The organism is Microbacterium testaceum StLB037 (assembly GCF_000202635.1).
Taxonomy (GTDB): domain Bacteria; phylum Actinomycetota; class Actinomycetes; order Actinomycetales; family Microbacteriaceae; genus Microbacterium; species Microbacterium testaceum_F.
In genome coordinates, this window is sequence record NC_015125.1 from 2,756,408 (window position 1) to 2,777,195 (window position 20,788).

The 20,788-nt window shown below is 72.3% G+C and carries 24 protein-coding genes; 11 read left to right on the forward strand and 13 right to left on the reverse strand.

Translation table 11 applies throughout. The features are described from left to right. Positions 1-52: 52 nt before the first annotated feature. From MTES_RS12530 to MTES_RS12555, 6 genes are all read left to right on the forward strand, one after another. Positions 53-841, forward strand: a complete 789-nt coding sequence (locus MTES_RS12530; protein WP_013585633.1) for a hypothetical protein — start codon at positions 53-55, stop codon at positions 839-841. Positions 842-883: 42 nt separating this feature from the next. Beyond that, positions 884-1,495 carry a hypothetical protein gene (locus MTES_RS12535; protein WP_013585634.1) on the forward strand — a complete coding sequence of 204 codons (612 nt, stop codon included), beginning with the start codon at positions 884-886 and terminating at the stop codon, positions 1,493-1,495. Positions 1,496-1,730: 235 nt separating this feature from the next. Further along, the gene (locus MTES_RS12540; protein ID WP_013585635.1) at positions 1,731-2,294 is read left to right on the forward strand and encodes a copper resistance CopC family protein; all 564 of its coding nucleotides are present in this window, start codon (positions 1,731-1,733) and stop codon (positions 2,292-2,294) included. Then, positions 2,291-2,809 carry a copper chaperone PCu(A)C gene (locus MTES_RS12545; protein ID WP_043361417.1) on the forward strand — a complete coding sequence of 173 codons (519 nt, stop codon included), beginning with the start codon at positions 2,291-2,293 and terminating at the stop codon, positions 2,807-2,809. The genes MTES_RS12540 and MTES_RS12545 overlap by 4 nt, the downstream gene beginning before the upstream one ends. Beyond that, positions 2,806-4,014, forward strand: a complete 1,209-nt coding sequence (locus tag MTES_RS12550) for a Dyp-type peroxidase (protein WP_013585637.1) — start codon at positions 2,806-2,808, stop codon at positions 4,012-4,014. Before MTES_RS12545 ends, MTES_RS12550 begins: the two co-directional genes overlap by 4 nt. After that, on the forward strand, positions 4,011-5,666 hold the full coding sequence (locus MTES_RS12555) for a PepSY-associated TM helix domain-containing protein (RefSeq protein ID WP_013585638.1): 1,656 nt from the start codon (positions 4,011-4,013) through the stop codon (positions 5,664-5,666). The genes MTES_RS12550 and MTES_RS12555 overlap by 4 nt, the downstream gene beginning before the upstream one ends. On the opposite strand, the gene MTES_RS12560 is transcribed toward MTES_RS12555, so the two are convergent. Beyond that, positions 5,617-6,030, reverse strand: a complete 414-nt coding sequence (locus tag MTES_RS12560; RefSeq protein WP_013585639.1) for a GNAT family N-acetyltransferase — start codon at positions 6,028-6,030, stop codon at positions 5,617-5,619. The two genes, MTES_RS12555 and MTES_RS12560, sit on opposite strands and share 50 nt — an antisense overlap. Before the next feature lie 41 nt (positions 6,031-6,071). Next, positions 6,072-6,503, reverse strand: coding sequence for a hypothetical protein (locus tag MTES_RS12565; protein WP_013585640.1), 432 nt, complete (start codon positions 6,501-6,503; stop codon positions 6,072-6,074). Positions 6,504-6,656: 153 nt separating this feature from the next. Between MTES_RS12565 and MTES_RS12570 the strand changes: the two genes are divergently transcribed. Beyond that, entirely contained in the window at positions 6,657-7,649 is a 993-nt protein-coding gene (locus MTES_RS12570; RefSeq protein ID WP_013585641.1) for an aldo/keto reductase, read from the forward strand. A 67-nt stretch (positions 7,650-7,716) separates the two neighbouring features. Here MTES_RS12570 and MTES_RS12575 read toward each other — a convergent pair whose 3' ends face one another. The 3 genes from MTES_RS12575 to MTES_RS12585 form a co-directional block, all read right to left on the reverse strand. Next, positions 7,717-8,169, reverse strand: a complete 453-nt coding sequence (locus tag MTES_RS12575) for an SRPBCC family protein (protein WP_013585642.1) — start codon at positions 8,167-8,169, stop codon at positions 7,717-7,719. A gap of 251 nt (positions 8,170-8,420) precedes the next feature. Next, the gene (locus MTES_RS12580; protein ID WP_231848080.1) at positions 8,421-9,611 is read right to left on the reverse strand and encodes an NAD(P)/FAD-dependent oxidoreductase; all 1,191 of its coding nucleotides are present in this window, start codon (positions 9,609-9,611) and stop codon (positions 8,421-8,423) included. A 65-nt stretch (positions 9,612-9,676) separates the two neighbouring features. Beyond that, positions 9,677-10,003, reverse strand: coding sequence for a hypothetical protein (locus tag MTES_RS12585; RefSeq protein ID WP_013585644.1), 327 nt, complete (start codon positions 10,001-10,003; stop codon positions 9,677-9,679). A gap of 263 nt (positions 10,004-10,266) precedes the next feature. Here MTES_RS12585 and MTES_RS12590 point away from each other — a divergent pair, with 263 nt between their 5' ends. Beyond that, on the forward strand, positions 10,267-10,629 hold the full coding sequence (locus MTES_RS12590; RefSeq protein WP_013585645.1) for a hypothetical protein: 363 nt from the start codon (positions 10,267-10,269) through the stop codon (positions 10,627-10,629). Positions 10,630-10,866: 237 nt separating this feature from the next. Here the strand turns inward: MTES_RS12590 and MTES_RS12595 are convergent, their stop codons facing one another. Beyond that, positions 10,867-11,322, reverse strand: coding sequence for an Hsp20/alpha crystallin family protein (locus MTES_RS12595; protein WP_013585646.1), 456 nt, complete (start codon positions 11,320-11,322; stop codon positions 10,867-10,869). Between the two features lie 255 nt (positions 11,323-11,577). On the opposite strand from MTES_RS12595, the gene MTES_RS12600 reads away from it, so the two are divergent. Both MTES_RS12600 and MTES_RS12605 read left to right on the forward strand, forming a co-directional pair. Continuing rightward, on the forward strand, positions 11,578-12,459 hold the full coding sequence (locus tag MTES_RS12600) for a manganese catalase family protein (RefSeq protein ID WP_013585647.1): 882 nt from the start codon (positions 11,578-11,580) through the stop codon (positions 12,457-12,459). Beyond that, a complete protein-coding gene (locus MTES_RS12605; protein ID WP_013585648.1) occupies positions 12,456-13,022 on the forward strand; it encodes a DUF2231 domain-containing protein in 567 nt (188 codons plus the stop codon). The genes MTES_RS12600 and MTES_RS12605 overlap by 4 nt, the downstream gene beginning before the upstream one ends. Positions 13,023-13,329: 307 nt before the next feature. Here the strand turns inward: MTES_RS12605 and MTES_RS12610 are convergent, their stop codons facing one another. Further along, positions 13,330-14,220, reverse strand: a complete 891-nt coding sequence (locus MTES_RS12610) for an SDR family NAD(P)-dependent oxidoreductase (RefSeq protein ID WP_013585650.1) — start codon at positions 14,218-14,220, stop codon at positions 13,330-13,332. A gap of 270 nt (positions 14,221-14,490) precedes the next feature. Between MTES_RS12610 and MTES_RS12615 the strand changes: the two genes are divergently transcribed. Further along, complete coding sequence (locus MTES_RS12615) at positions 14,491-15,318, forward strand: UbiA family prenyltransferase (protein WP_013585651.1); 828 nt, start codon at positions 14,491-14,493, stop codon at positions 15,316-15,318. Positions 15,319-15,620: 302 nt separating this feature from the next. Here MTES_RS12615 and MTES_RS12620 read toward each other — a convergent pair whose 3' ends face one another. The 6 genes from MTES_RS12620 to MTES_RS12645 are packed head-to-tail and all read right to left on the reverse strand — an operon-like array spanning position 15,621 to position 20,626. Continuing rightward, positions 15,621-16,376 carry an SDR family NAD(P)-dependent oxidoreductase gene (locus tag MTES_RS12620; protein ID WP_013585652.1) on the reverse strand — a complete coding sequence of 252 codons (756 nt, stop codon included), beginning with the start codon at positions 16,374-16,376 and terminating at the stop codon, positions 15,621-15,623. Next, the gene (locus tag MTES_RS12625; RefSeq protein ID WP_013585653.1) at positions 16,373-17,224 is read right to left on the reverse strand and encodes a fumarylacetoacetate hydrolase family protein; all 852 of its coding nucleotides are present in this window, start codon (positions 17,222-17,224) and stop codon (positions 16,373-16,375) included. The genes MTES_RS12620 and MTES_RS12625 overlap by 4 nt, the downstream gene beginning before the upstream one ends. 36 nt (positions 17,225-17,260) lie before the next feature. Continuing rightward, complete coding sequence (locus MTES_RS12630; protein WP_013585654.1) at positions 17,261-18,202, reverse strand: sugar kinase; 942 nt, start codon at positions 18,200-18,202, stop codon at positions 17,261-17,263. Further along, positions 18,199-18,852, reverse strand: coding sequence for a bifunctional 4-hydroxy-2-oxoglutarate aldolase/2-dehydro-3-deoxy-phosphogluconate aldolase (locus tag MTES_RS12635; RefSeq protein ID WP_013585655.1), 654 nt, complete (start codon positions 18,850-18,852; stop codon positions 18,199-18,201). The genes MTES_RS12630 and MTES_RS12635 overlap by 4 nt, the downstream gene beginning before the upstream one ends. Further along, positions 18,849-19,607 (reverse strand): SDR family oxidoreductase, encoded by a 759-nt coding sequence (locus tag MTES_RS12640; RefSeq protein WP_013585656.1) that lies wholly within the window; start codon positions 19,605-19,607, stop codon positions 18,849-18,851. The genes MTES_RS12635 and MTES_RS12640 overlap by 4 nt, the downstream gene beginning before the upstream one ends. After that, complete coding sequence (locus MTES_RS12645) at positions 19,604-20,626, reverse strand: zinc-dependent alcohol dehydrogenase (protein WP_013585657.1); 1,023 nt, start codon at positions 20,624-20,626, stop codon at positions 19,604-19,606. The genes MTES_RS12640 and MTES_RS12645 overlap by 4 nt, the downstream gene beginning before the upstream one ends. Between the last annotated feature and the right edge of the window lie 162 nt (positions 20,627-20,788).

Genomic DNA, 20,788 nt, shown 5'->3' on the forward strand with positions numbered 1-20,788 from the left:
ATTCAGCCTAGGGGGAGTGCCGGCGAACGCGGGCGTCGGCAGAATGGGAGGCATGGCGCACCCGCTCGACGTGGCTCCCCTCCTGACGCTGCGCGACGGGTACGGCGATCGCGAGGAGTCCGAGGCCATCCGACTTTTCGCGGAGGCGAACGGCGCGCGGTTCTGGCCGCTCATGATGGATCAGCCCCTGCCGGGGGTGGTGTTCCGCGATGCCACGGGCGCGTCGCGCCACCTGCAGGGGGCGGGCCGCATCGTCCGGTTCCCCGGGGAGCCCGAGATCGAGATCGCCAACTCGGGGTTCCAACACGCCATCGACCTCAACGTGATGAGTTCGGGCTGGGGCTACGCGGCCGTGCGCCCGTCTCGTCCCGCTCCGGCTCTGCTCGTCGAGACGGCGAGCGCCCGAGCGGTCCGTCTGCTGCCGGCCATCCCGACGGCGGCGGAGACCCTGACACTCGGGGGTGCGGAGGCGTACGTCGACGCCCGCGCGGCGCACTGGGCCCGCGGCATCCTGCGTCCCGACCTCCTCGCGCTGCTCGACGACCCGGGCCTGCCCTTCGACCTCGAGATCGTGGAGGGATGGCTGTTCCTCTACAGTCCGCGTCAGCTCTCGGTGGCCGACCCCCGGGTGTGGCGACGCACCCTGGGGGTGGTGGCGGCGGTGCACGAGGCGGTGGAGGCGGCCGACGGCGCCGGGGTCGTGGCATCCGGAGTTCCCGTGGGGCTGCCGATGACGGACCGGCCGTGGAAGGGCGGGGCGCGCAAAGCCCTGTGGATCTACGGGTCCCTGATCGCTGGCATGGCGGTCGTGGGCGGGTGCGTCGCGCTGTTCGCGCGGTGACGGCGGCGGTCGGCGTCGAGCGCGCCTGACACAATGGGAGCCATGCGACGGCACGAACGGGGAACGCGCGTCGCGCGCGGGGCCGTCGCCGCCGCTCTGGCGACGTTCGTCGCCCTGCTCTCGCACGTGACCGCCGGGGGAGCGATGCCGGGCGCGGTGGGGATCGTCGTCCCGCTCGCGCTCTCGTTCGTCGCGTGCACGGCCCTCGCCGGTCGTCGGCTGTCGGCGATCCGTCTGGGCCTCGCCGTGGCGCTGAGTCAGGCGCTGTTCCATACGTTGTTCGTCCTCGGCAGCTACCAGCCGGGTCTCGCCGCCGGGCACGTCCACGGCGCGGCCGGCGCGATGACCGCGCTCGGTGCGGATTCCCTGCCGATGACGATGGCCCCGGATGCCACGATGTGGGGCGGGCACCTCGTCGCCGCCGCGTTGACCACCGTCGCCCTGCACCGCGGGGAGCGCGCCGTCGCGCGCCTGCGCGAACTCGCCGTCCGCCTCGGCGCGTGGCTCGGGGCGCGGGTCCGCATCCTCACCGTCGCGCCCGGGCCCGCGCCCGTGCGCCGCGTCCTCGCTGAGATCGTCGTCGACGTCCGCGCGGTCTCGGTCCTGCTGGCGGCGACCGCTCGGCGGCGCGGCCCGCCTCTCGGCGCGCACTGACGCCCGCCCCGCGCGATCCGTCGCGGGGCGTTCGGTCGTCGGCATCCGGTGTCTGACGCTCTCGCGTGCTCGGCACCCGCCGCGACCGACCCGCTGCGCACGCGCGCGGCGGGGATTCGCGTCCCTCCAGGACGCCCGTGTCCGTCGTGCCGTGCCGTCGTCGACGCGCGGGGCAGCGCTGTGCGCTGAACCCCGCCGCTGAGGCGCGCGCGGCATCGCCGAAAGAAAGAACCCCATGATCCGCTTCCGCGCTGTCGCGGTCGGCTGGGCCGTGGCCGTCGTCGTCGTTCTGACGTCGGTCGTCCCGGCATCCGCCCACGACCAGCTGTCATCCAGTTCACCCGCTCCGGATGAGCGTCTGCCCTCCGCCCCCGATGAGATCACCCTGACCTTCTCGGCCGACGTCCTCGACGTGGGCGCCGACATCATCGTCGCCGACGGGGACGGCACCGATTGGGCGGTCGGCGACCCCGACATCGCCTCGTCGACCGTCGCCGTCGGCCTCAAGGAGGGCATGCCCGCCGCGGGATACGAGGTGCGCTGGCGCGTCGTCTCGAGCGACGGCCACCCCATCTCGGGCGTCATCCCGTTCACGGTCGGCGACGCGGCCCCGCTCGAGCGGACGCCCGCTCCGGCGAGTCCGTCCGCCGTCGCGGCTCCCGCGTCCGACGATCCGGGCGTCCCGCGTGTCGTGATCGTCGCCGCCCTCGGCGCGGGCATCGCCCTCGCCGCTCTCCTCCTCGTCTCTCTCCTCCGCCGCGCCGCGCGCGGCCGACAGTCCGGAAAGGTCTCGTCATGAACACCCGCTCCCTGCGCTTCGGCGCCGTTGCCCTCCTCGCCACCCTCGCCCTCGCCGGTTGCGCCGGCACGACGGCCCCCGCCCCCGCCTCCGAGTCGGCGGTGTTCTCCAGCTCGAACGTGTGGGTCAAAGCCGCCGACGGCGGGATGACCGCCGGCTTCGGCGAGCTCACGAACACCGGAGACACCGACCTCACGGTCGTTTCCGCGACCAGCCCCGCCACCTCGTCGATGCAGCTGCACGAGACGGTGCAGAACGAGAACGGCCAGATGATCATGCGGGAGGTCGAGGGCGGATTCGTGATCCCGGCCCACGGCTCGCTCGCGCTCGCCCCGGGTGGGAACCACCTGATGTTCATGGACGTCACCTCCCCGCTGCGCGCGGGTGACGACACCACGATCACCCTGACGTTCTCCGACGCGTCGACCGTAGAGATCACCGCGCCGGTCAAGGAGTTCGCCGGGGCGAACGAGAACTACGACGACGGCATGGGCGACATGGACATGGGCAAGTGAGGGCGCGCCTCGACACACGGCGCGGCCCGAGCCGGCGCACGTTCCTCCTCGGGGGAGCGGTCGCCGGGGTCGGCGCGGTCGCGGCGATCGGTGTCGACGCGGCCGCGTCGGCACAGGATGCCGCCCCCTCGGCGCCGTTGAACGGAGAGGTGACCGTTCCGTTCCACGGCATCCATCAAGCCGGGATCGACACCGACGCCCAGGCGCACGCGTCGCTCATCGCGCTTGACCTGCGGTCTGAGGTCGACCGCGACGGGCTTCGCCGGCTTCTGCGTACGCTCACCGACGACGCCGCCCGTCTGACGCGGGGCGAGGCGGCCCTGGCCGACACCGAGCCCGAGCTCGCGACCGCGCCGGCGCGCCTGACGGTGACCTTCGGGTTCGGGCCCGCGCTCGTCGCGCGGGCCGGTGCGGTCGCTCCGCCGTGGTTGCGCCCGCTGCCCGCGTTCTCGATCGACCGGCTCCGACCGGAGTACGGCGACGGCGACCTGTTGCTCCAGATCGCCGCCGACGATCCGGTGACGGTGGCCCACGCCGCGCGGATGCTGCTCAAGGACGCGCGCGCCTTCGCCACCCCGCGCTGGGTGCAGCAGGGGTTCCGACGTGCGCACGGCACGGAGCGCCCCGGCACGACGATGCGCAACCTCTTCGGGCAGGTCGACGGCACGGCCAACCCCGTACCGGGGACGACCGCGTTCGACGACGTCGTGTGGGCCCGGGAGGGCTGGCTGGCGGGAGGCACCGGCATGGTGGTGCGCCGCATCGCGATGAACCTCGACACCTGGGACCACCTCGACCGGCCCGGGCGCGATCAGGCCGTCGGGCGGTTCCAGTCGACGGGCGCGCCCCTGACCGGAACCGACGAGTTCGATGAGCCGGACTTCGCGGCGAAGGATGCCATCGGCTTCCCCGTCATTCCGGAGTTCTCGCACCTCCGCCGGTCGCGACCGGAGGAGCCCTCGCAGCGGATCTTCCGCCGCGGCTACAACTACGACCAGACCCCTCCCGCCGGGGACGTCAGCGATGCGGGGCTGGTCTTCGTGTCGTTCCAGGCCGACGTGGACGCGCAGTTCGTGCCGATCCAGCAGCGGCTCGACGAGCTCGACCTGCTGAACCAGTGGACGACGCCGATCGGGTCGGCGGTCTTCGCCGTGCCGCCGGGGTGCGGCGAGGGCGGCTTCATCGGAGAGGGGATCCTGTCGTGACGACGACGCGATCGGACGGGTCTTCCCCGTCGGGTGCCGCGCTGTCGGGTGCCGCGCTGTCGGGTGCCGCGCTGTCGGGTGCCGCCCCGTCGAGTGCCGCCCGGTCGGGTGCCGCCCCGTCGGGTGTCCAAGAAACCCGGAGCTCCGGGGGCGGGAGTCCGGGTGTTCTGGACGCTCAACCGGCTCGCGGCGCCGGAGGCGTGGCATCCGGTTCCGGCCGCACGGGATGGTTCACGGCGCTGCTGCGGCGGGTGCACTTCTTCGCGGGGCTCCTCGTGGGGCCGTTCCTCCTCATCGCGGCGGTGAGTGGCGGGCTGTACGCGCTCACGCCCACGATCGAGAAGGCGGTGTACTCCCACGAACTCACGGCGACCTCGAACCTGCCCGGGATGCCGTTGGCCGACCAGATCCGGGCCGCCGAGGCGTACGTCGGTTCCGGTGCCGCGCCCGTCGCCGTGCGGCCCGCGCCCGAACCCGGCGCGACCACGCGCGTCATGTTCGCCGACGAGTCGCTTCCGGAGAGCACCACCCGGGCGATCTTCGTCGACCCCGCCACGACGCAGGTCCGCGGCGATCTCCCCGTCTACGGCACGAGCGGAGCGCTGCCGGTCCGGCACTGGATCAGCGATCTGCACCGCTCCCTCCACGTGGGTGCCCCGGGTCGGTGGTACAGCGAGCTCGCGGCATCCTGGCTCGGAATCGTCGCTCTCGCGGGGCTGGGACTCTGGATCGGACGATTCGTGCGGAGCCGTCGCGGACGCCGCGATCTCTTGCGACCGAACCGCGGGCACCGCGGGTACCGTCGCCTGTCGGGCTGGCACTCGGCGGTCGGGATCTGGGTCGTGCTGGGGGCGCTGTTCCTCTCGGCGACCGGGATCACCTGGTCGACGTTCGCGGGCGCCCACGTGACGGACCTGCGCGCCGCGATCGGCGGCGCGACGCCGTCGCTGGACACCTCGCTCGACGGCACAGCCACCGCCGGGGGAGCGCACGCGGATCACGGTGGGGCGGCGCCCGGACAGCCGACGGGCGCGGCGAACCCGGCGACCTTCGACGCGGTGCTCGCGATCGCGAAGCGGATCAACGTCAACACCGGCGACGTCGAGATCCGCCCGCCGAGCGCTCCCGGCACCGCCTGGGTCGTGCAGGAGATCCACCGGAGCTTTCCGACCGAGGTGGACGCGGTGGCGATCGACGGTTCGACGATGCAGGTCGTCGACCGCGTCGACTTCGCGGACTTCCCGCTGCTCGCGAAGCTCTCGCGCTGGGGCATCGACCTGCACATGGGATCGATGTTCGGCCTGGTCAACCAGCTGGCGCTGTTCGCGCTGGCCGTCGGAATCGCCGCCCTCGTCGTGCTCGGTTACGCGATGTGGTGGAAGCGTCGCCCGACGCGGGGAGTCGCGGCCCCGCCCGCGCGCGGTGCTCTGCGCGGTGCGCCGTGGTGGGGAGTCGGAGCGGTCGTCGTCGTCGCGGTGCTGATCGGATGGGTGCTCCCGATGGTCGGCTATCCGCTGGCGGCCTTCGTCGTGCTCGACGTGCTGCTCGGGTGGCGCGCGCGGCGGCGGATCGATCGCCCGGGCCGGACGCCGGTCGAGGGAGTCAGCGCAGCAACTGATGCATCGTCACCGAGCCGTTCGTTGGCTCGGTGAAGCCCAGGCTGCGGTATAGCGCCTGACCCGGCGGGTCGGCCAAGAGCGTCACGTACGCACCCTCGGGGGCCTTCGCGCGGATCTCCGCGAGAAGGCCCTCGAGGATGCGGCGCCCGAGTCCGCGCCGCTGGTAGCCGGGGAGGGTCGCCATGTCGGCCACGAGGAAGTACCACCCGCCGTCGCCGATGACCCGACCCATCGCGACCGCTCGACCCCCGGCATCCACGATCCGTCGCCATGCCCAGCTGTTCGTCAGTGCCGGTGCGCCCTGCTCGGGGCGCTTCGGCGTGAGTCCCGAGGCGCGGCGGAGCTCGAGATAGTCCTCGAGCGTCGGGGCGAGGGGTTCGAGGCGGAGGTCGTCCATCGTCCCAGCCTGGCACGCGTCAGCTGCCGGGCCGGGCCCGATCAGGCGTCGTCGGGATCGGGCAGGCTCTGCGCGATGCGGCTCGAGGCGGCGGAGTCGCGGCCCACTCCGGGCTGGTACTTCGCGATGGGGTCGTCGCCGTCGACGTGCGGCTCCGGCTCGTCGGTCGCGGCGGGCGCCGTCGCGGGAGTGTCTTCGTGGTGGCGCGAGGTCGACCCGTTGCCGCCGCGCGCGTCGTCGGTGCCGCGTTCCATGCCGCCGTCCGCGGCCCGCGTGCCAACTCCGGGCAGGTCGTTCTGGCTCGAGACGTTCTGCACGCGGGCGTCGTCGTCGGGATCGATCTCGGTTGCGGCGACCGCTCCGCTGTCGGCTCCGGCACCGCCCGCGGGGACGTCGGCGGTGAGGCCGTCGGAGTTCGCGACCGTGTCGTCGTGATCCGCGCCGGGGAGATGCTCGGGGGTGGGGGTGCTCATGGCGGTCCTTCCGTGGGATGTGCGGCCACGCTAGGCGCGGGGTCCGACATCGGTGACGGGGTTGACGCGGGGAGAACGCCCGAGTCCCGGCATCCACCCGCCCCGATGTCGGAGGCGCTGGCTAGGCTCGAGACAGCGTCGAAAGGACACCCCATGCAGCAGCGCCCCCTCTCCCGTACCGGCCGCGATGTCTCGGCGATCGGTCTCGGTACCTGGCAACTCGGTGCCGACTGGGGGGATGTCAGCGAAGACGACGCGCGCGCGGTGCTCGCCGCCTCGGCCGACGCCGGCGTCACCCTCTTCGACACCGCCGACGTCTACGGCGACGGCCGGTCCGAGCAGATCATCGGGTCGTTCTTGAAGCGCCGGGATGCCGATGACATCACCGTCGCGACCAAGATGGGCCGCCGCGAAGACCAGGTGCCCGAGAACTACGTCATGGAGAACCTCCGTGGCTGGCTCGACCGCTCGCGCCGTCTGCTCGACACCGAGACGCTCGACCTCGTGCAGCTGCACTGCCCGCCGTCCGCGGTGATCGACGACGACGCCACGTGGGACGCGCTGGATCAGCTCGTGTCCGAGGGGGTGATCGCCGCGTACGGTGCCTCGGTCGAGACGATGGACCAGGCTCTGTCGGCGCTGAACCGCCCGAACCTGACCAACCTGCAGATCATCTTCAACCCGTTCCGCCTCAAGCCCCTCGACGAGGTGCTGCCGCTCGCGGCCGAGAAGAACGTGGCCGTGTTCGCCCGTGTGCCCCTGGCGAGCGGGTTGCTCTCGGGGAAGTACTCCCGGTCCACGACGTTCGCCGAGAACGACCACCGCACCTACAACCGCAACGGCGAGGCGTTCGACAAGGGCGAGACGTTCTCGGGTGTGCCGTTCGACGAGGGCGTGGCCGCGGCCGACGAGCTCAAGGCATCCCTCCCCGAGGGTGTGACACTGCCCGCGGCGACGCTCGCGTGGATCGCGTCCCGCGAGGGGGTGACCTCGGTCATCCCGGGAGCGCGCTCGGTGTCGCAGGCCACCGCGAACGCTGAGGCGGCGGAGCTGCTCGAGGGCGGCTTCGACCTCGACGCGTTCGACGCTCTCGTCCGCGACGTGTACGACCGCCGTCTGCGCGCGGAGATCCACTCGCAGTGGTGACCCACGCATGACGAGAGCCGGGCCCGCCTCTACAGGCGGACCCGGCTCTCGTCGTTCGGGGGAGGCGTCAGCTGACGTCGCCGCGCCACGCGCCGGACTCGGCACCGCGCGACTCGATGTACTTCTTGAAGTTCTCGAGGTCCTTCTTGACCGAGTGGTCGTCCGCGCCGAAGACCGCGCCGAGCTTCTCGAGGACGCCGGTGGGCGCCCAGTCGATCTGGACCGTGACGCGCGTCTCGTCGTCCGACAGACGGTGGAAGGTCACGACACCGGCGTGGTTCTCGTCCCCGCCGATGCTGTTCCACGCGACCCGCTCGTCGGGGTGCTGCTCGGTGATCTCGGCGTCGAACTCGCGCTCGGCCCCGGCGATCTTCACCTTCCAGTGCGTGAGGGTGTCGTTCTTCTGCGTGATGGACTCCACGAAGCTCATGAAGTGCGGGAACTCCTCGAACTGCGTCCACTGGTTGTACGCGACGCGGACGGGAACGTTCACGTCGATGGTTTCGATGACCTGTGCCATGGTGTCCTCTTTCGTGTGGTTTCCGGGGTGCCCCCAGTCTTCGCGCGTCGCGGTCGCCCCACCCCCGGGGTTGAGGGATCAGCGTTCATGACCTATACGCGCGGGTGCTCATCGCGGGGGAGGTGGCTGAGCTTGTCGAAGCCTCCGGCGCGTGGTGGCGGTGCGGTCCCTTCGGCGGGCTCAGGGACCTGGCGGGGTGGCTGGGGTGCGGTCCCTTCGATGGGCTCAGGGACCTGGCGGGGTGCGGTGGGTCAGGCGCGGCCGCGGAGGATCAGGTGCCAGTACACCCACGGCAGCACGCGCCGGTCGGCGATCCACGACAGCCTCCGCTCCCGGTACAGCGTGCGCCAGAACGGCACGGTCGGTTGCAGGTGCCCCCACCGGTCGAACTCCGCGAACACCACGGTGCCGCGCGACACGGTGAACGGCACCACGCTGTACCCGTTGTACTTCTGCGGGGGCGTTCGTCCCGCCAGGGTGGCGCGCAGGTTCTTCACGAGCGCCTTCGCCTGCTGGCGGATCGCTCCTCCGGACCGCCGGGTGGCCACCGCCGCCGCGTCGCCGACCGCCCAGATCTCCGGATGCCGCACGTGCTGCAGCGTCTCCGGATCCACGTCGACGAACCCGTGCGGATCATCGGATGCCGCGAGCCCGCTGCCCGCGATCCACTCGGGCGCGCGCTGCGGAGGAACCGCGTGCAGGACGTCGTACTCGAGGGTTTCGGACGCGTCGCCGCGACCGATCGTGAGCGTCCGGGTCTCGGCATCCACGGATCGGAGATCGCGGCTGTACCGCACCTCGATGCCGTACTCGTCGAGCTTGCGCTGCAGCTCGCGATCGATCGCCGGGATGCCGAACGGCACGGGGTCGGGGCACACGAACATCACGCGGATGTCGTCGCGGACCCCGATCGCGCGCCACCAGTCGCACGCGAGATACATCGGCTTCTGGGCGGCCGCGCCGCACGACGCGGGCTCGGGCGGCTGCGTGAAGACGACGGTTCCGGACCGGAGATCGCGCAGGACGGTGGAGGCCTTCGCGGCGAGGGCGTAGTCGTAGTTCGAGATGCCCGAGTCGGCGTCCATCGCCTCGGGCAGGCCGGGGACCTGCTCCCACGCCATGCGCATCCCGGCGCAGATGACGAGCTGGTCGTAGTCGATGCGCCCACCCGAGACGAGATGGACGCGACGGGTGTCGGCATCCACCGTGAAGACCTCGTCGCGCAGCCACCGCACCCCCGGAGGGATGACGTCGGCCTGGGCGCGCGCGGCCTCCGAGGCTCGGGCGGCTCCGCCGGCGATGTGCGACTGCAGGGGAGCGAAGACGTGGAGCGTCCGCGGCTCGATGACCGTGATGTCGGCCAGGCCGGCGCGGTGGAGGCGACCGGCGACCGACAACCCGGCGTTGCCACCGCCGATCACGACAATGCGGGGGTTCGTCATGTCCTCACGCAACGGCATGCCCCCGGTGTGCGCCAGCGCCTTGACAGCCGTGGCGGGGTGCCCGACTAGGCGAACGTCGTGGCGGCGACGCTGTCCTCGGCCGGCTCGGGCACGACGTACAGACCGGTGGGGGAGTTCGCCGTCGACATCAGGGCTTCGAGCCACGCGCGGTTCAGCGCCGGCGGGCGTCCGCCGTTGAACTTGAACACGAGGTTCGCTCGGGGGTGCAGCCACACCGAGGTGCGACCGCCGCCGGTGCTGATGTCGTCCTTCCAGACGAAGTAGAACGGTTCGCCGCGGCGCAGCTTGTTGCCGACCACGACCTGCAGGTGCGCGAGGAGCCGGTCCTCGAACTCGTTGCGGACCCCGCCCTCATAGATGAACTTGCCCACGTATCCCTCCCCGCGGGCCTCGAGCCCGCTGCTGCGTCCGTGCTATCGAAGCCGCTCGGCGGGGCAGCGCGGCCCGGCGCGCCCCGTCCGGGCGGCGCTTTGGGTACGAGTCTCAGCACCCGGGCGGTGTGCGGCGGGGACGACCCAGTAGTTTTCCCCGTAGTCCTCGCGCTGCCCGGTGCGTCGTCGCGCGGCTGTCAAGGGGCGGGTCCGGGTGCGGGAGCCGCGATGGGATGAGGGGGCCGTCAACGAAAGGATTCCCCATGAGCGACGCCTCGATCGACCCGTCCACCCCCGACGTCCCCGTCACCGACCCGGACGGCGGTCTCGCGGCCGCGCAGCCGCTGCGCGACGGAGACACCTCCATCGAGCCCGACCCCGCACTCGACCCCGCGCAGGCGGAATGGGACGCCACGACCGCCATCGACGCGGGGGTGGATCCCGAGGACATCAACCCGGCGACGGCGACCGGCGCTGACCCCGCCGAGATCCCCGCGGACGACAGTGACATCCCCCTCGAGGACATCCACCCGGAGTCCACCGGAACCGACTCGCAGGGCGAAGACCCCGGCATCGTCGAACTCGGCGAGGAAGGCCAGGGCGACCTCGCTCCCGAGGACCTCTGAGTCTCTCGCCCGTCCCGCCCCAGGTTGTCCGGGCGGGGCGGGCCGAACTCCTGAGATTTCGGGCAGCAACGCCCGGCTTCGCCCGTGGCGTCCGCCCCGGTACCGAAATCTCAGGAGTTTCGCCCGCACGCGGTCGAGCCCTCGCGCGCCGCCCGATCGACGGGACGCGCGGACCGCGACCCGTGACAGCGCACGACGAGGGGGCCGGCCCCGACGGACCGGCCCCCTCGGCACGGGTCACTGCTCGATGAGCTGCGGCGTGCTCTCGTGCGCCTCGATGACGCCGTCGTGGTCGTCGGTCGAGACGGCGATGCGTCGCGGCTTCGCCTTCTCGCTCACGGGGATCGTCACGCTCAGCACGCCGTTGCGGTACGACGCGCTGATGTTGTCGGTGTCGATGCCCTGCCCGAGGTTGAGCTGGCGGACAAACGATGCCGTCTCGCGCTCGCGGGTGATCCACTTCACGCCCTCGCCCGAGGCGAGGGTCCGCTCGGCGCGGATCGTCAGCAGCTGACCGTCGACGTCGATGTCGACCGAACCCGGGTCGACGCCCGGAAGGTCGGCGGCGAGGACGTAGTGGTCGCCGTCACGGTAGAGGTCCATCGGCATCCGTCGCGGTCCGCCGCCGCGCCGTGCGTCGAGAAGGGTCGACGCGAGGCGGTCGAGGTCGCGGAAGGGGTCGTAAGTGGCCATGTCGATTCTCCTTTTCGATCGGTCCGGACATCGGCATCCGGAAGGTTCTGTGAAGTTGAGTCGTGTCCGCTCAACTGCGTCCAGATTAGCACTCTCGGGTGGAGAGTGCCAAGGCCTCGGGTGCGCGATTGTGGCGCACGAAGTGCCCGCCGACAACCCCCATCCCGGATGCCGCGATCCCGACGTTCGCTGTCTGTCACGCGCCGCCCCGGTCACCTGACCACGATCCCCCCAGCGGTGCGGTGAGGAGAGACGATGTACTTCCACAGGCAAGAGCTTCAGCACTCCGCCACCCCCGACAAGCCCGACGCCGTCTACGCGCGCAAGCTCCAGGAGGTGCTCGGCGGGCAGTACGGCGAGATCTCGGTCGCGATGCAGTACCAGTTCCAAGCGTGGAACATGCACATGCCCGGCAAATACCGCGACCTCGTGTTCGGGATCGGCGCCGAGGAGATGGGCCACGTCGAGATGCTCGCGATCATGATCGCGCAGCTGCTCGAGAAGTCGCCGCTCGGCATCACCGAGGAGGCCGTCCAGGACGACCCGACCGTCGCCGCCGTCATCGGGGGGACCGACATCCAGCACGGCATCGTCGCGGGCGCCGGCGCGCGCCCGGTCGACTCCAACGGCAACCCGTGGCAGGGCAGCTTCATCACCGCGAGCGGCAACCTGCTCGCCGACTTCACCGCCAACGCCAACGCCGAGATGCAGGGGCGCGTGCAGGTCGCCCGGCTCTACCACCAGACCGACGACCACGGCGTGAAGGACCTTCTCGCGTTCCTCCTGGCCCGCGACACCATGCACCAGAACCAGTGGGCTGCGGCCGCCGCCGAGCTGCAGGCCGAGGGATACGAGTCGCTCCCCGTGCCGAGCAACTTCCCCTTGGACAAGGAGGATCGCGACGTGGCGTACCAGTACATCAACTTCAGCGACGGCACGCAGGCGGGCGACGGAACCTGGGCCTCGGGCCCGACCCCCGACGGCAAGGGGGAGTTCACCTACCTTCCCGAGCCGCCCGCGGGCGTTCCGATGCCCCCGCCCACCAAGCCCGACGTGCGCTTCTACGGCACGACCGAGCTGCCGAACACGGTCGAGAAGCTGGCCGGCCGCGCGCAGGACGCGCTGCACAAGGAATGAGCGGGACGGATGCCGCGACGCCGGGACCCTCGACGGTCTCGGCGCCGCGGAGCGGAGCGAGCTTCCCCGCCATGCGCGCGGCCAAGGTCCCGCGCGCGATCGTCGCAGGCCCCTACGGGCACCCGTTCCATCCGGTGGCGGTCACGATTCCCATCGGGGCGTGGTCGTCGAGCCTCGTGTTCGACCTGCTGGGTCTCGCCTCCGACGACCCCCGGGCGTTCGCGACGGGCTCGCGCTGGCTCATCGCCATCGGACTCGGGGGAGCCGTCGGCGCCTCGGTGCTCGGCTTGCTCGACATGTCGCGGATCCCCCGGGGGACGCCCGCGCGGCGCACGGCCGTGGCGCACCTCGTGCTGAATGTGACCGCGATGGTGTTGTTCTCGCTCGGCCTCCTGGTCCGGATGCTCGACCTCGGCCGGGTGCCGGTCGTCGCGTTCGGCCTGAGTGTCGTGGCATCCGCCGGCCTCAGCGTCTCGGGATGGCTCGGCGGCAAGCTCGCCTACCGCTGGGGTGTTCGGGTCGCCGACGAGAACACGCAACGCGAGGGATTCGAGTCCGCCTGACGCCCCCGGGCCCGTCGGGTCTCCGAGCCGGTGGAGGTCCCTGAGCCTGTCGAGGTCCCTGAGCCGGTGGAGGTCCCTGAGCCTGTCGAAGGGGCCGGCCCGGGCGGCCCGCCCGGGGGGCTTCGACGGGCTCAGCCTCCTCCGCCCGGTGTCGCGGGCGTGTGGGTGAGGTCCGCGAGCCTGTGGAGGTCCCTGAGCCTGTCGAAGGGGCCGGCCCGGGCGGCCCGCCCGGGGGGCTTCGGCGGGCTCAGCCTCCTCCGCCCCGTCCGAGCACTCCGGCGCGCTCAGGCAACCGGCGACGCGCGGGTCAGCGCGGGCGTCGGACGGGCACGCGCGACCAGCCCCCGCTGACGGCGCCCGTGTCGTGGTTCGCGGCGAGCACCGCACCGGGCGTCGGGGCTGCGGGGCGGCGACGCAGCCCGAGGACGCGCTGGAGCACGCGGATGAACAGGTCGTACACCCGAGGCGCGAGGAACTGCAGCGGACGGGTGACGAACTGCGCGGCACCGACGCCCACCTCGTTGCGCGGACCGCGCGTCACCCGCACGATCGCCCGCGCCACGCGGTCAGCGGCCACCACCGGCGGGAGAGGGAACGCGGTCCGCCCTGTGTAGTTCGCCGCGCGCTGGTAGATCGGCGTGTCGACGCTCGCCGGCAGCACCATCTTGATCCGGATGCCACGGTGCGCGAGCATCTCCTGCCGGAGAGACCGCGAGAAGCCGAGCAGACCGTGCTTCGCGGCGACGTAGGACGAGACGTACGGTCCCGCGACCTGCGAGTACAGCGATCCGACGAAGACGATCGTCCCGAGCCCCGCCGCGCGGAAGTGGGGGAGGACGGCGCGCGCCGCGCGCATGTGCCCGAGGAGGTTCGTCTCCATCACTCGATCGCGCACCTCGTCGGGGGTGTCTTCGACCGAGCCGTACGAGAAGACCGAGGCCGAGGCGACCCAGACGTCGATCCGCCCGAAGCGTTCGATGGTGGCATCCACTGCTCGTTGCGGGCCGTCAGCGGTCGCGAGGTCCATCGGGAGCGTCAAGACCTCCGCGCCGCGCCGGCGGCACTCCTCGGCGGCTGATGACAGGGCCACCGTGTCGCGCGCGACGAGCACGAGGCGAGCGCGTCGACGGGCGAAGCGGAGTGCCGCTGCGCGTCCGATCCCTCGGGAGCCCCCGGTGATGACGACGACGTGTTCCATGCGACTCCTCTTCTCGGGGCGGGTGCGCACGACCGTAGGCGGCGCGCCCGCCCCGAGCCGCGGGGGTTGACGGGGACCGGCGGCGACCGCGACGCACGCCGTCACGCGGAGATCGTCGACGACCCGCCGCTGCCGACGCCGTGAAACCGGCGTGACGCGCGCGGACTCCGCCGGACGGCCCGCCCGTGGAGCGCGGGTTCCGCGGGATGGCGCGCGAGCGCCGCCCCGACGCCGCGCCCGTCGCTCCTCCGCGCGCGATAGCGTCGTCGGGTGACGGATGCCGCGGCGAAGCCGCACCTCGTGCGAGCCCTGTGGGGCGCCACCCACCCCGGTCCCACGCTCGTGGTCACCGTCCTCTCGCTCGCCCTCGGCCTCGCGGCCGGCGTCGAGCCGGCGCGTCTCGTTCTGCTCGTGGTCGCGGTGTTCGCCGGGCAGGTATCGGTCGGCCTCTCCAACGACGCGATCGACGGCGCGCGCGACGCGGCGGTCGGCCGGACCGACAAGCCCATCGCCGGGGGCGCGATCACCCCGGAGCGCGCACTCGCGGTGGCCGTGGCATCCGCGATCCTCGCCGTCGTGCTTTCGGTGCCGCTCGGTCCGGGCCTCGTCGCCGCTCACGCGATCGCGCTCGCCTCGGCGTGGGCGTACAACGCGGGTCTGAAGTCGACGCCGTTCTCGATCGCACCGTTCGTGCTGAGCTTCGGGCTGTTCCCGTCGTTCGCGACGCTGTCCCTCGTCCCTCCCGCGCTCGCCGCGCCCTGGGCCTCGGTCGCCGGCGCGGCGTTGGGGGCCGCCGTCCACCTGACCAACGTCGTGCGCGACCTCGACGACGACCGGCTCACCGGGGTGCGCGGCCTCCCGCACCGTCTCGGGGCACGGGCCTCGGTCGTGCTCGCCGCGTGCGGGATCGGCGCGGGCGCGGTCGCCGTGCTCCTCGGAACGGATGCCACCGTGCTCGGCATCGTCTTCTTCGTCGCCGTGGTGGGGGTCGCTGCCGGGGCGGTGGTCGTGGTGTTCGTGCGGGCACCGGGACGGGCGGTGTTCCAGCTGACGATGCTGGCCGCGCTGCTTCTCGCCGTGCAGCTCGTCGTGGCGTGACGAGGACGCGGAGGCGGTCGGTGCGGGGCGGGTGGCTTCGACGGGCTCAGCCACCGGGGTCGGGGCCGGGGTGGCGCTTCGACGGGCTCAGCCACCGGGGTCGGGGCTGGGGTAACGGTTCGACGGGCTCAGTAACCGGGGTCGGGGCCGGGGTGACGCTTCGACGGGCTCAGCCACCGGGGAGTGCGTCCGCCGCCGTCGCGGGTGGCCCCGGGTGGCTTCGACAGGCTCAGCCACCCGGGGCACCCACTCGACGGGCTTCGACGGGCTCAGCCACCCGGGGCGCGCGCGCCGGCGGGCGGCTACCGCGGGCGCACCCGCAGGTGCGTCACGCCGCCGTCGACCTCGAGCGCGGTGCCGGTCGTCGATCCGGCGAGCGGACTCGCGAGGTACAGGATCGCGTGCGCGACCTCGTCGGGCGTGACCATGCGACCCGTCGCCTGGCGGGCGTCGAGGGCGGCCCGCTCGGCGACGGGGTCGGGGAAGTTCTGCAGCATGCGCTCCACGAACGGCGTCGACACGGTACCCGGGCTCACGCAGTTCACCCGCACGCCCTCGCGCACGTGGTCGGTCGCCATCGCGTAGGTGAGCGAGAGGATCGCGCCCTTGGATGCGTTGTACACGGCGCGCTGCGGCAGACCGTTCAGCGCCCCGATCGAGCACACGTTGACGATCGACGCGTGCTCCGAGCGCTTCAGGTACGGCAGGGCCGCGGCGCAGGCGCGCGCGGTGCCGCGCACGTTGATGTTCAGCACGCGGTCCCAGTCGGCCTCGGTCGCCTCCTCGACCGTTCCCACGCAGCTCACGCCCGCGCTGTTGACCAGCACGTCCACGCCGCCGAAGCGTTCCGCCACGGCCGCCATCGCGGCATCCACCGATTCCCGGTCGGTCACGTCGGCGGCGAATCCGGTCAGTCCCTCATCCAGACCCTCGGCGACGAGATCGAGTACCGCGACCCGCGCCCCCCGCGCGGCGAAGGCTCTCGCGGTCGCGAGGCCGATGCCCGAGGCTCCGCCGGTCACGACGACGGACAGTCCGTCGAACTCCCCGGCGCTCATGCCTGCACCAGCGTCTGACGGGCGCGACCGAGGCCGTCGATCTCGAGCTCGACGACGTCGCCGGCTCGGAGGTAGGGGGTGTCGGGAAGCCCGAGGGCCACTCCCGCCGGGGTGCCGGTGTTCACGAGATCACCCGGTCGCAGCACCATGAACTGCGACAGGTACCAGACGACGTACGCGACGGAGAAGATCTGCGACGCGGTCGAGCCGTTCTGCCGCTCGACGTCGTTCACCGAGAGGCGCAGACCGAGAGCCTGCGGGTCGCTGACATCCGACGCGGGCACGAGGACCGGCCCGAGCGGGTTGAAGGTCTCGCAGCTCTTGCCCTTGTCCCACTGTCCGCCGCGTTCGAGCTGGAACTCGCGCTCGGACACGTCGTGCGAGACCACGTACCCGGCGACGTGGGCGAGTGCCTCCTCGGGGGAGGAGAGGTAACGCGCGGTCGTGCCGATCACGACCCCGAGCTCGACCTCCCAGTCCGTCTTCGTCGATCCGCGCGGAATGAGAACGTCGTCGAAGGGCCCGACGATCGTCGAGGGGTCCTTCATGAAGACGACCGGCTCGGCCGGGACCGCGGCCCCCGTCTCGGCGGCGTGGTCGTGGTAGTTCAGCCCGATGCACACGATCTTGCCCGGGACGGCGATCGGAGCGCCGATGCGGAGGGTGTCGGCATCCGGGAGCGGTGTCAGGTCGCCACGGTCGGCCGCGGCGCGAGCGCGAGCGAGACCGTCCGCGGCGAGGAACGCCCCGTCGATGTCGGCGGTCAGCGGGCGCAGATCGTAGACGGCACCGTCGTGGCGGAGGACGGGGATCTCGGCGCCGGGATCACCGAGTCGAGCGAAGGTCATGGATTCTCCTTGGGTGGGTGGTTCAGCGGGACGGGATCAGCGGGTCACGGGATCGCCGGATGCGGCGCGGTCGAGTTCGGATCGACGGATGCCGCCCTGCCAGTCGCCGGGGTGAAGGCAGGCGTACGCGCCGGCCAGAGTCGCCGTGCGCAGGCGGGTTACGGCGTCGCTGTCGGCCAAGCGCTCGGCGACGTATCCGGCGGCGAAAGCGTCTCCGGCGCCGACGGTGTCGACGGGGGTGATGGGGACCGCGGCCACGCGGTGCAACTCGCCGTCGATGAGCGCGACGGCGCCGTCGCCGCCCAGGGTGACGATGGCTTCGGTCGGGCCCGCCGCAGCGAGAGCGCGCGCGAGGTCGTCCGGCGCGGTGTGGGCGTGCAGCATCCGCGCCTCGTCATCGCTGGCGAACACGATGTCGGCGCGGGCGATCACGTGCGCGTAGGCGGCGACCGCCTCGGTGCTTCCCCAGAGTCGGCTGCGGTGATTGACCGCGAAGGACACGAGGGCGCCCACCTCCCGCGCGCGCTCCACCGCGACGAGCACCGCGTCGCGCGCCGAGTCCGACAGGGCGAGCGTCACGCCGGTCACGTGCAGGATGTCGCCGGCGGCGAGGGGCAGGTCGTCGAGGTCGGCGGCGTCGAGGCGGCTCCCCGCGCTCCCGCGGCGGTAGTAGTCGACGGTCGTCGCCCCCGCGCGCGGGGTCGACTTGAGCATGAGACCGGTGGGGGCTCCCGCGTCGATGCGGGCGCGCACGTCGACGCCCTCCGACCGCAGGTCGCCGACCACTCGGCGTCCCAGCGCGTCGTCGCCGACGCGGCCCAGCCAGGTGACGGGGACGCCGAGGCGGGCCAGACCGATGGCGGTGTTGCCCTCGGCGCCGCCGGTCGCGACGCGCGCCTGCGACTGGTGCTCCCAGCCGCCGACGCCGTCGCCGAGGACCAGCCCCATGCTCTCGCCGAAGGTGACGACGCGGCTCATCGGGCGGACCGCGCGTCGTCGCGGATACGGGCGCACGCGGCGGCCGCGGTGGTGATCGTGTCGAAGTCGCCGCGGGCGATCGCGTCGCGCGGCACCATCCAGCTGCCGCTGGCGGCGAGCACCCACGGGCGACGGAGGTAGTCGCCCAGGCTGGTCGGATCGACACCGCCGCTGGGGATGAATCGCATGTCGGCGAACGGCCCGTGCAGGGCGTCGAGGTAGCCCGCACCTCCGAGGTGGCCGGCGGGGAAGATCTTCACGTCGGCGAAGCCGTCCGCACGGGCCCGCTGCACCTCGGTGGGGGTCGCGACGCCCGGAACGACCGCGACGCCGCCGGAGCGCAGCCGATCGGCGACCGCGGGGTCGTACCCCGGCGTGACGGCGAAGGTCGCGCCCGCGTCGATCGCGGCATCCGCCTGTTCCACCGTCAGGACCGTGCCCGCACCCGCGAGGAATCCCTCGACGTCCGCGGCCGCGGCGATCGCGGCGAGACCGGCGGGGGTGCGGAGGGTGAACTCGGCACAGCCGATGCCCCCGTCACGGAGGGCGAGGGCCAGGCCGCGCGCGCGGTCGGCGTCGTCGAGCACCACGACCGGGACGATACCGACGGTGCCGATGCGTTCGGTGAGCGAGGACGATGAGCCGCTCATCGCCCGAGCCACCCCCCGTCGACCGGGAGCGTGATGCCCGACACATAGTCGGAGGCGCGGGAGGCGAGGAACACGGTCGCCCCGGCGAGATCGGATGCCTCGCCCCACCGCCCCGCGGGGATGCGGTCGAGGATCGCGGTCGAGCGCGCTGCGTCGGCGCGGAGCGCCTCGGTGTTGTCTGTCGCGATGTAGCCCGGCGCGATCGCGTTGACGGTGACGCCCTTCGACGCCCACTCGTTGGCGAGGGCCTTGGTGAGGCCGGCGATGCCGGACTTGGCCGCGGTGTACCCCGGGACGTTGATGCCGCCCTGGAAGCTCAGCAGCGAGGCGGTGAAGATGATCTTGCCCCGTCCTCGCTCGAGCATCTGCTGCGCGACGGCCTGCGTGAGTCGGAATTGACTGCTCAGGTTGATCTGCAGCACGCGGTCCCACGCGTCGAGCGGGTGCTCCGCCGCCGGCGCGCGCTCGATGGTGCCGGCGTTGTTGACGAGGATGTCGACGTGGCGGCCAGACAGCTCGGCGCCCAGCGCGTCGACGGCCGTCGGGTCGCTGAAGTCGCACGCGATGCCGGTGAAGGAGCGTCCGGCGGCGGTCACGGCGCGCTCGATCTCGCTGCCCGACGTCGACTGCGAGGCGCTGACCCCGATGATGTCGGCACCCGCCTCGGCGAGACCGAGCGCCATCGCGAAGCCGATCCCGCGTCGCGCGCCGGTGACGACGGCCGTCGTGCCCTCGAGGGAGAAGAGCCCGCTCATGCCTGGCCTCCCACGTCGACGAGGATCTTCATCGCACGACCCGCCTCGAGGTCGGCGAAGGCCTCGGCGGTGGCGCTCAGGGGCACGATCCGGGTGATGAGCAGGTCCGTGGGGATCACGCCGTCGGCGACGAGTTCGACGGCGGTCTCGAAGTCGGGACGCTGGTAGACGCGTGCGCCGAGCAGGCGCAGTTCGCGCCAGAACATGCGCTGGAGGTCGACCTCGCGCGGGGTGGGGTGGATCGCCACGACGACGATCGTGCCGCGCACCTTCGCCAGCCCGGTCGCTCCGCGGACGGCGGCCGCGGCGCCCGAGACCTCGAACACGACGTCGGCTCCGGCGCCCCGGGTCCATTCCTCGACGACCGCGACCTGGTCGCGCTCGCGGGGGTCGAGGGTCGCGAAGCCGAGCTCCTCGATCTGCGCGCGGCGCTTCTCGTCGAGCTCGATCACGAGCACGTCGGCGCCGGTGTGCCGGGCGACGCAGGCGATGAGGACGCCGATGGGGCCGCCGCCGATGACGACGGCCTTGTCGCCGGGGGCGAGCTCGGCGCGCCGCACGTCGTGGACGGCGACCGCGACCGGTTCGACGAGCGCGGCGTGGTCCAGCGCGATGCCCTCGGGCAGACGGACGAGCGTCTCGGCGGGCACGTTCCACAGGCCCTGCAGCGAGCCGGGGGAGTCGATGCCGATGAAGTCGAGGTTCTGGCAGATGTGCTGGTTTCCGGCCAGGCAGGCGGGGCACGTGCCGTCCCACGCGAGCGGCATCACCGTGACGCCGTTGCCGACGTCCCATCCCTCGACGCCCTCGCCGAGCGAGGCGATCGTGCCGCTCATCTCGTGTCCGAAGACGAGCGGGGTCTGCACCCGCGCGTCCATCGACCCGTGCAGGATGTGCAGGTCCGTCCCGCAGAGGCCCGTGTAGGCCACGCGGATCTGGACCTGACCGGGGCCGGGAGGGGTGGCATCCGCTTCTCGGACGTCGATCGTGTGCTCGCCCACGTAGGCCGCTGTCAGCATTGACTCTCCTAAAGATCAGATGAATTCTCCGAACAATCATGCCCCACAAATCGTCATATGTCTCTGTTGCACGCGAAACCGCCGAGCGATACGGTGAACAAACGATTGACCACGATGTCTCACGACGTCCCCTCCTCGACGCGAAGGCGCGCGAATCCCATG

What these genes read in the sequence shown, in the direction of transcription:
- MTES_RS12580 (WP_231848080.1), bottom strand. Translation starts at nt 9,611, where the DNA reads ATGACGAACCCCCGCATTGTCGTGATCGGCGGTGGCAACGCCGGGTTG.
- MTES_RS12570 (WP_013585641.1), top strand. Translation starts at nt 6,657, where the DNA reads ATGCAGCAGCGCCCCCTCTCCCGTACCGGCCGCGATGTCTCGGCGATC.
- MTES_RS12545 (WP_043361417.1), top strand. Translation starts at nt 2,291, where the DNA reads ATGAACACCCGCTCCCTGCGCTTCGGCGCCGTTGCCCTCCTCGCCACC.
- MTES_RS12535 (WP_013585634.1), top strand. Translation starts at nt 884, where the DNA reads ATGCGACGGCACGAACGGGGAACGCGCGTCGCGCGCGGGGCCGTCGCC.
- MTES_RS12565 (WP_013585640.1), bottom strand. Translation starts at nt 6,503, where the DNA reads ATGAGCACCCCCACCCCCGAGCATCTCCCCGGCGCGGATCACGACGAC.
- MTES_RS12595 (WP_013585646.1), bottom strand. Translation starts at nt 11,322, where the DNA reads ATGGCCACTTACGACCCCTTCCGCGACCTCGACCGCCTCGCGTCGACC.
- MTES_RS12625 (WP_013585653.1), bottom strand. Translation starts at nt 17,224, where the DNA reads ATGACCTTCGCTCGACTCGGTGATCCCGGCGCCGAGATCCCCGTCCTC.
- MTES_RS12605 (WP_013585648.1), top strand. Translation starts at nt 12,456, where the DNA reads ATGAGCGGGACGGATGCCGCGACGCCGGGACCCTCGACGGTCTCGGCG.
- MTES_RS12560 (WP_013585639.1), bottom strand. Translation starts at nt 6,030, where the DNA reads ATGGACGACCTCCGCCTCGAACCCCTCGCCCCGACGCTCGAGGACTAT.
- MTES_RS12540 (WP_013585635.1), top strand. Translation starts at nt 1,731, where the DNA reads ATGATCCGCTTCCGCGCTGTCGCGGTCGGCTGGGCCGTGGCCGTCGTC.
- MTES_RS12530 (WP_013585633.1), top strand. Translation starts at nt 53, where the DNA reads ATGGCGCACCCGCTCGACGTGGCTCCCCTCCTGACGCTGCGCGACGGG.
- MTES_RS12630 (WP_013585654.1), bottom strand. Translation starts at nt 18,202, where the DNA reads ATGAGCCGCGTCGTCACCTTCGGCGAGAGCATGGGGCTGGTCCTCGGC.
- MTES_RS12600 (WP_013585647.1), top strand. Translation starts at nt 11,578, where the DNA reads ATGTACTTCCACAGGCAAGAGCTTCAGCACTCCGCCACCCCCGACAAG.
- MTES_RS12640 (WP_013585656.1), bottom strand. Translation starts at nt 19,607, where the DNA reads ATGAGCGGGCTCTTCTCCCTCGAGGGCACGACGGCCGTCGTCACCGGC.
- MTES_RS12620 (WP_013585652.1), bottom strand. Translation starts at nt 16,376, where the DNA reads ATGAGCGCCGGGGAGTTCGACGGACTGTCCGTCGTCGTGACCGGCGGA.
- MTES_RS12575 (WP_013585642.1), bottom strand. Translation starts at nt 8,169, where the DNA reads ATGGCACAGGTCATCGAAACCATCGACGTGAACGTTCCCGTCCGCGTC.
- MTES_RS12590 (WP_013585645.1), top strand. Translation starts at nt 10,267, where the DNA reads ATGAGCGACGCCTCGATCGACCCGTCCACCCCCGACGTCCCCGTCACC.
- MTES_RS12610 (WP_013585650.1), bottom strand. Translation starts at nt 14,220, where the DNA reads ATGGAACACGTCGTCGTCATCACCGGGGGCTCCCGAGGGATCGGACGC.
- MTES_RS12645 (WP_013585657.1), bottom strand. Translation starts at nt 20,626, where the DNA reads ATGCTGACAGCGGCCTACGTGGGCGAGCACACGATCGACGTCCGAGAA.
- MTES_RS12635 (WP_013585655.1), bottom strand. Translation starts at nt 18,852, where the DNA reads ATGAGCGGCTCATCGTCCTCGCTCACCGAACGCATCGGCACCGTCGGT.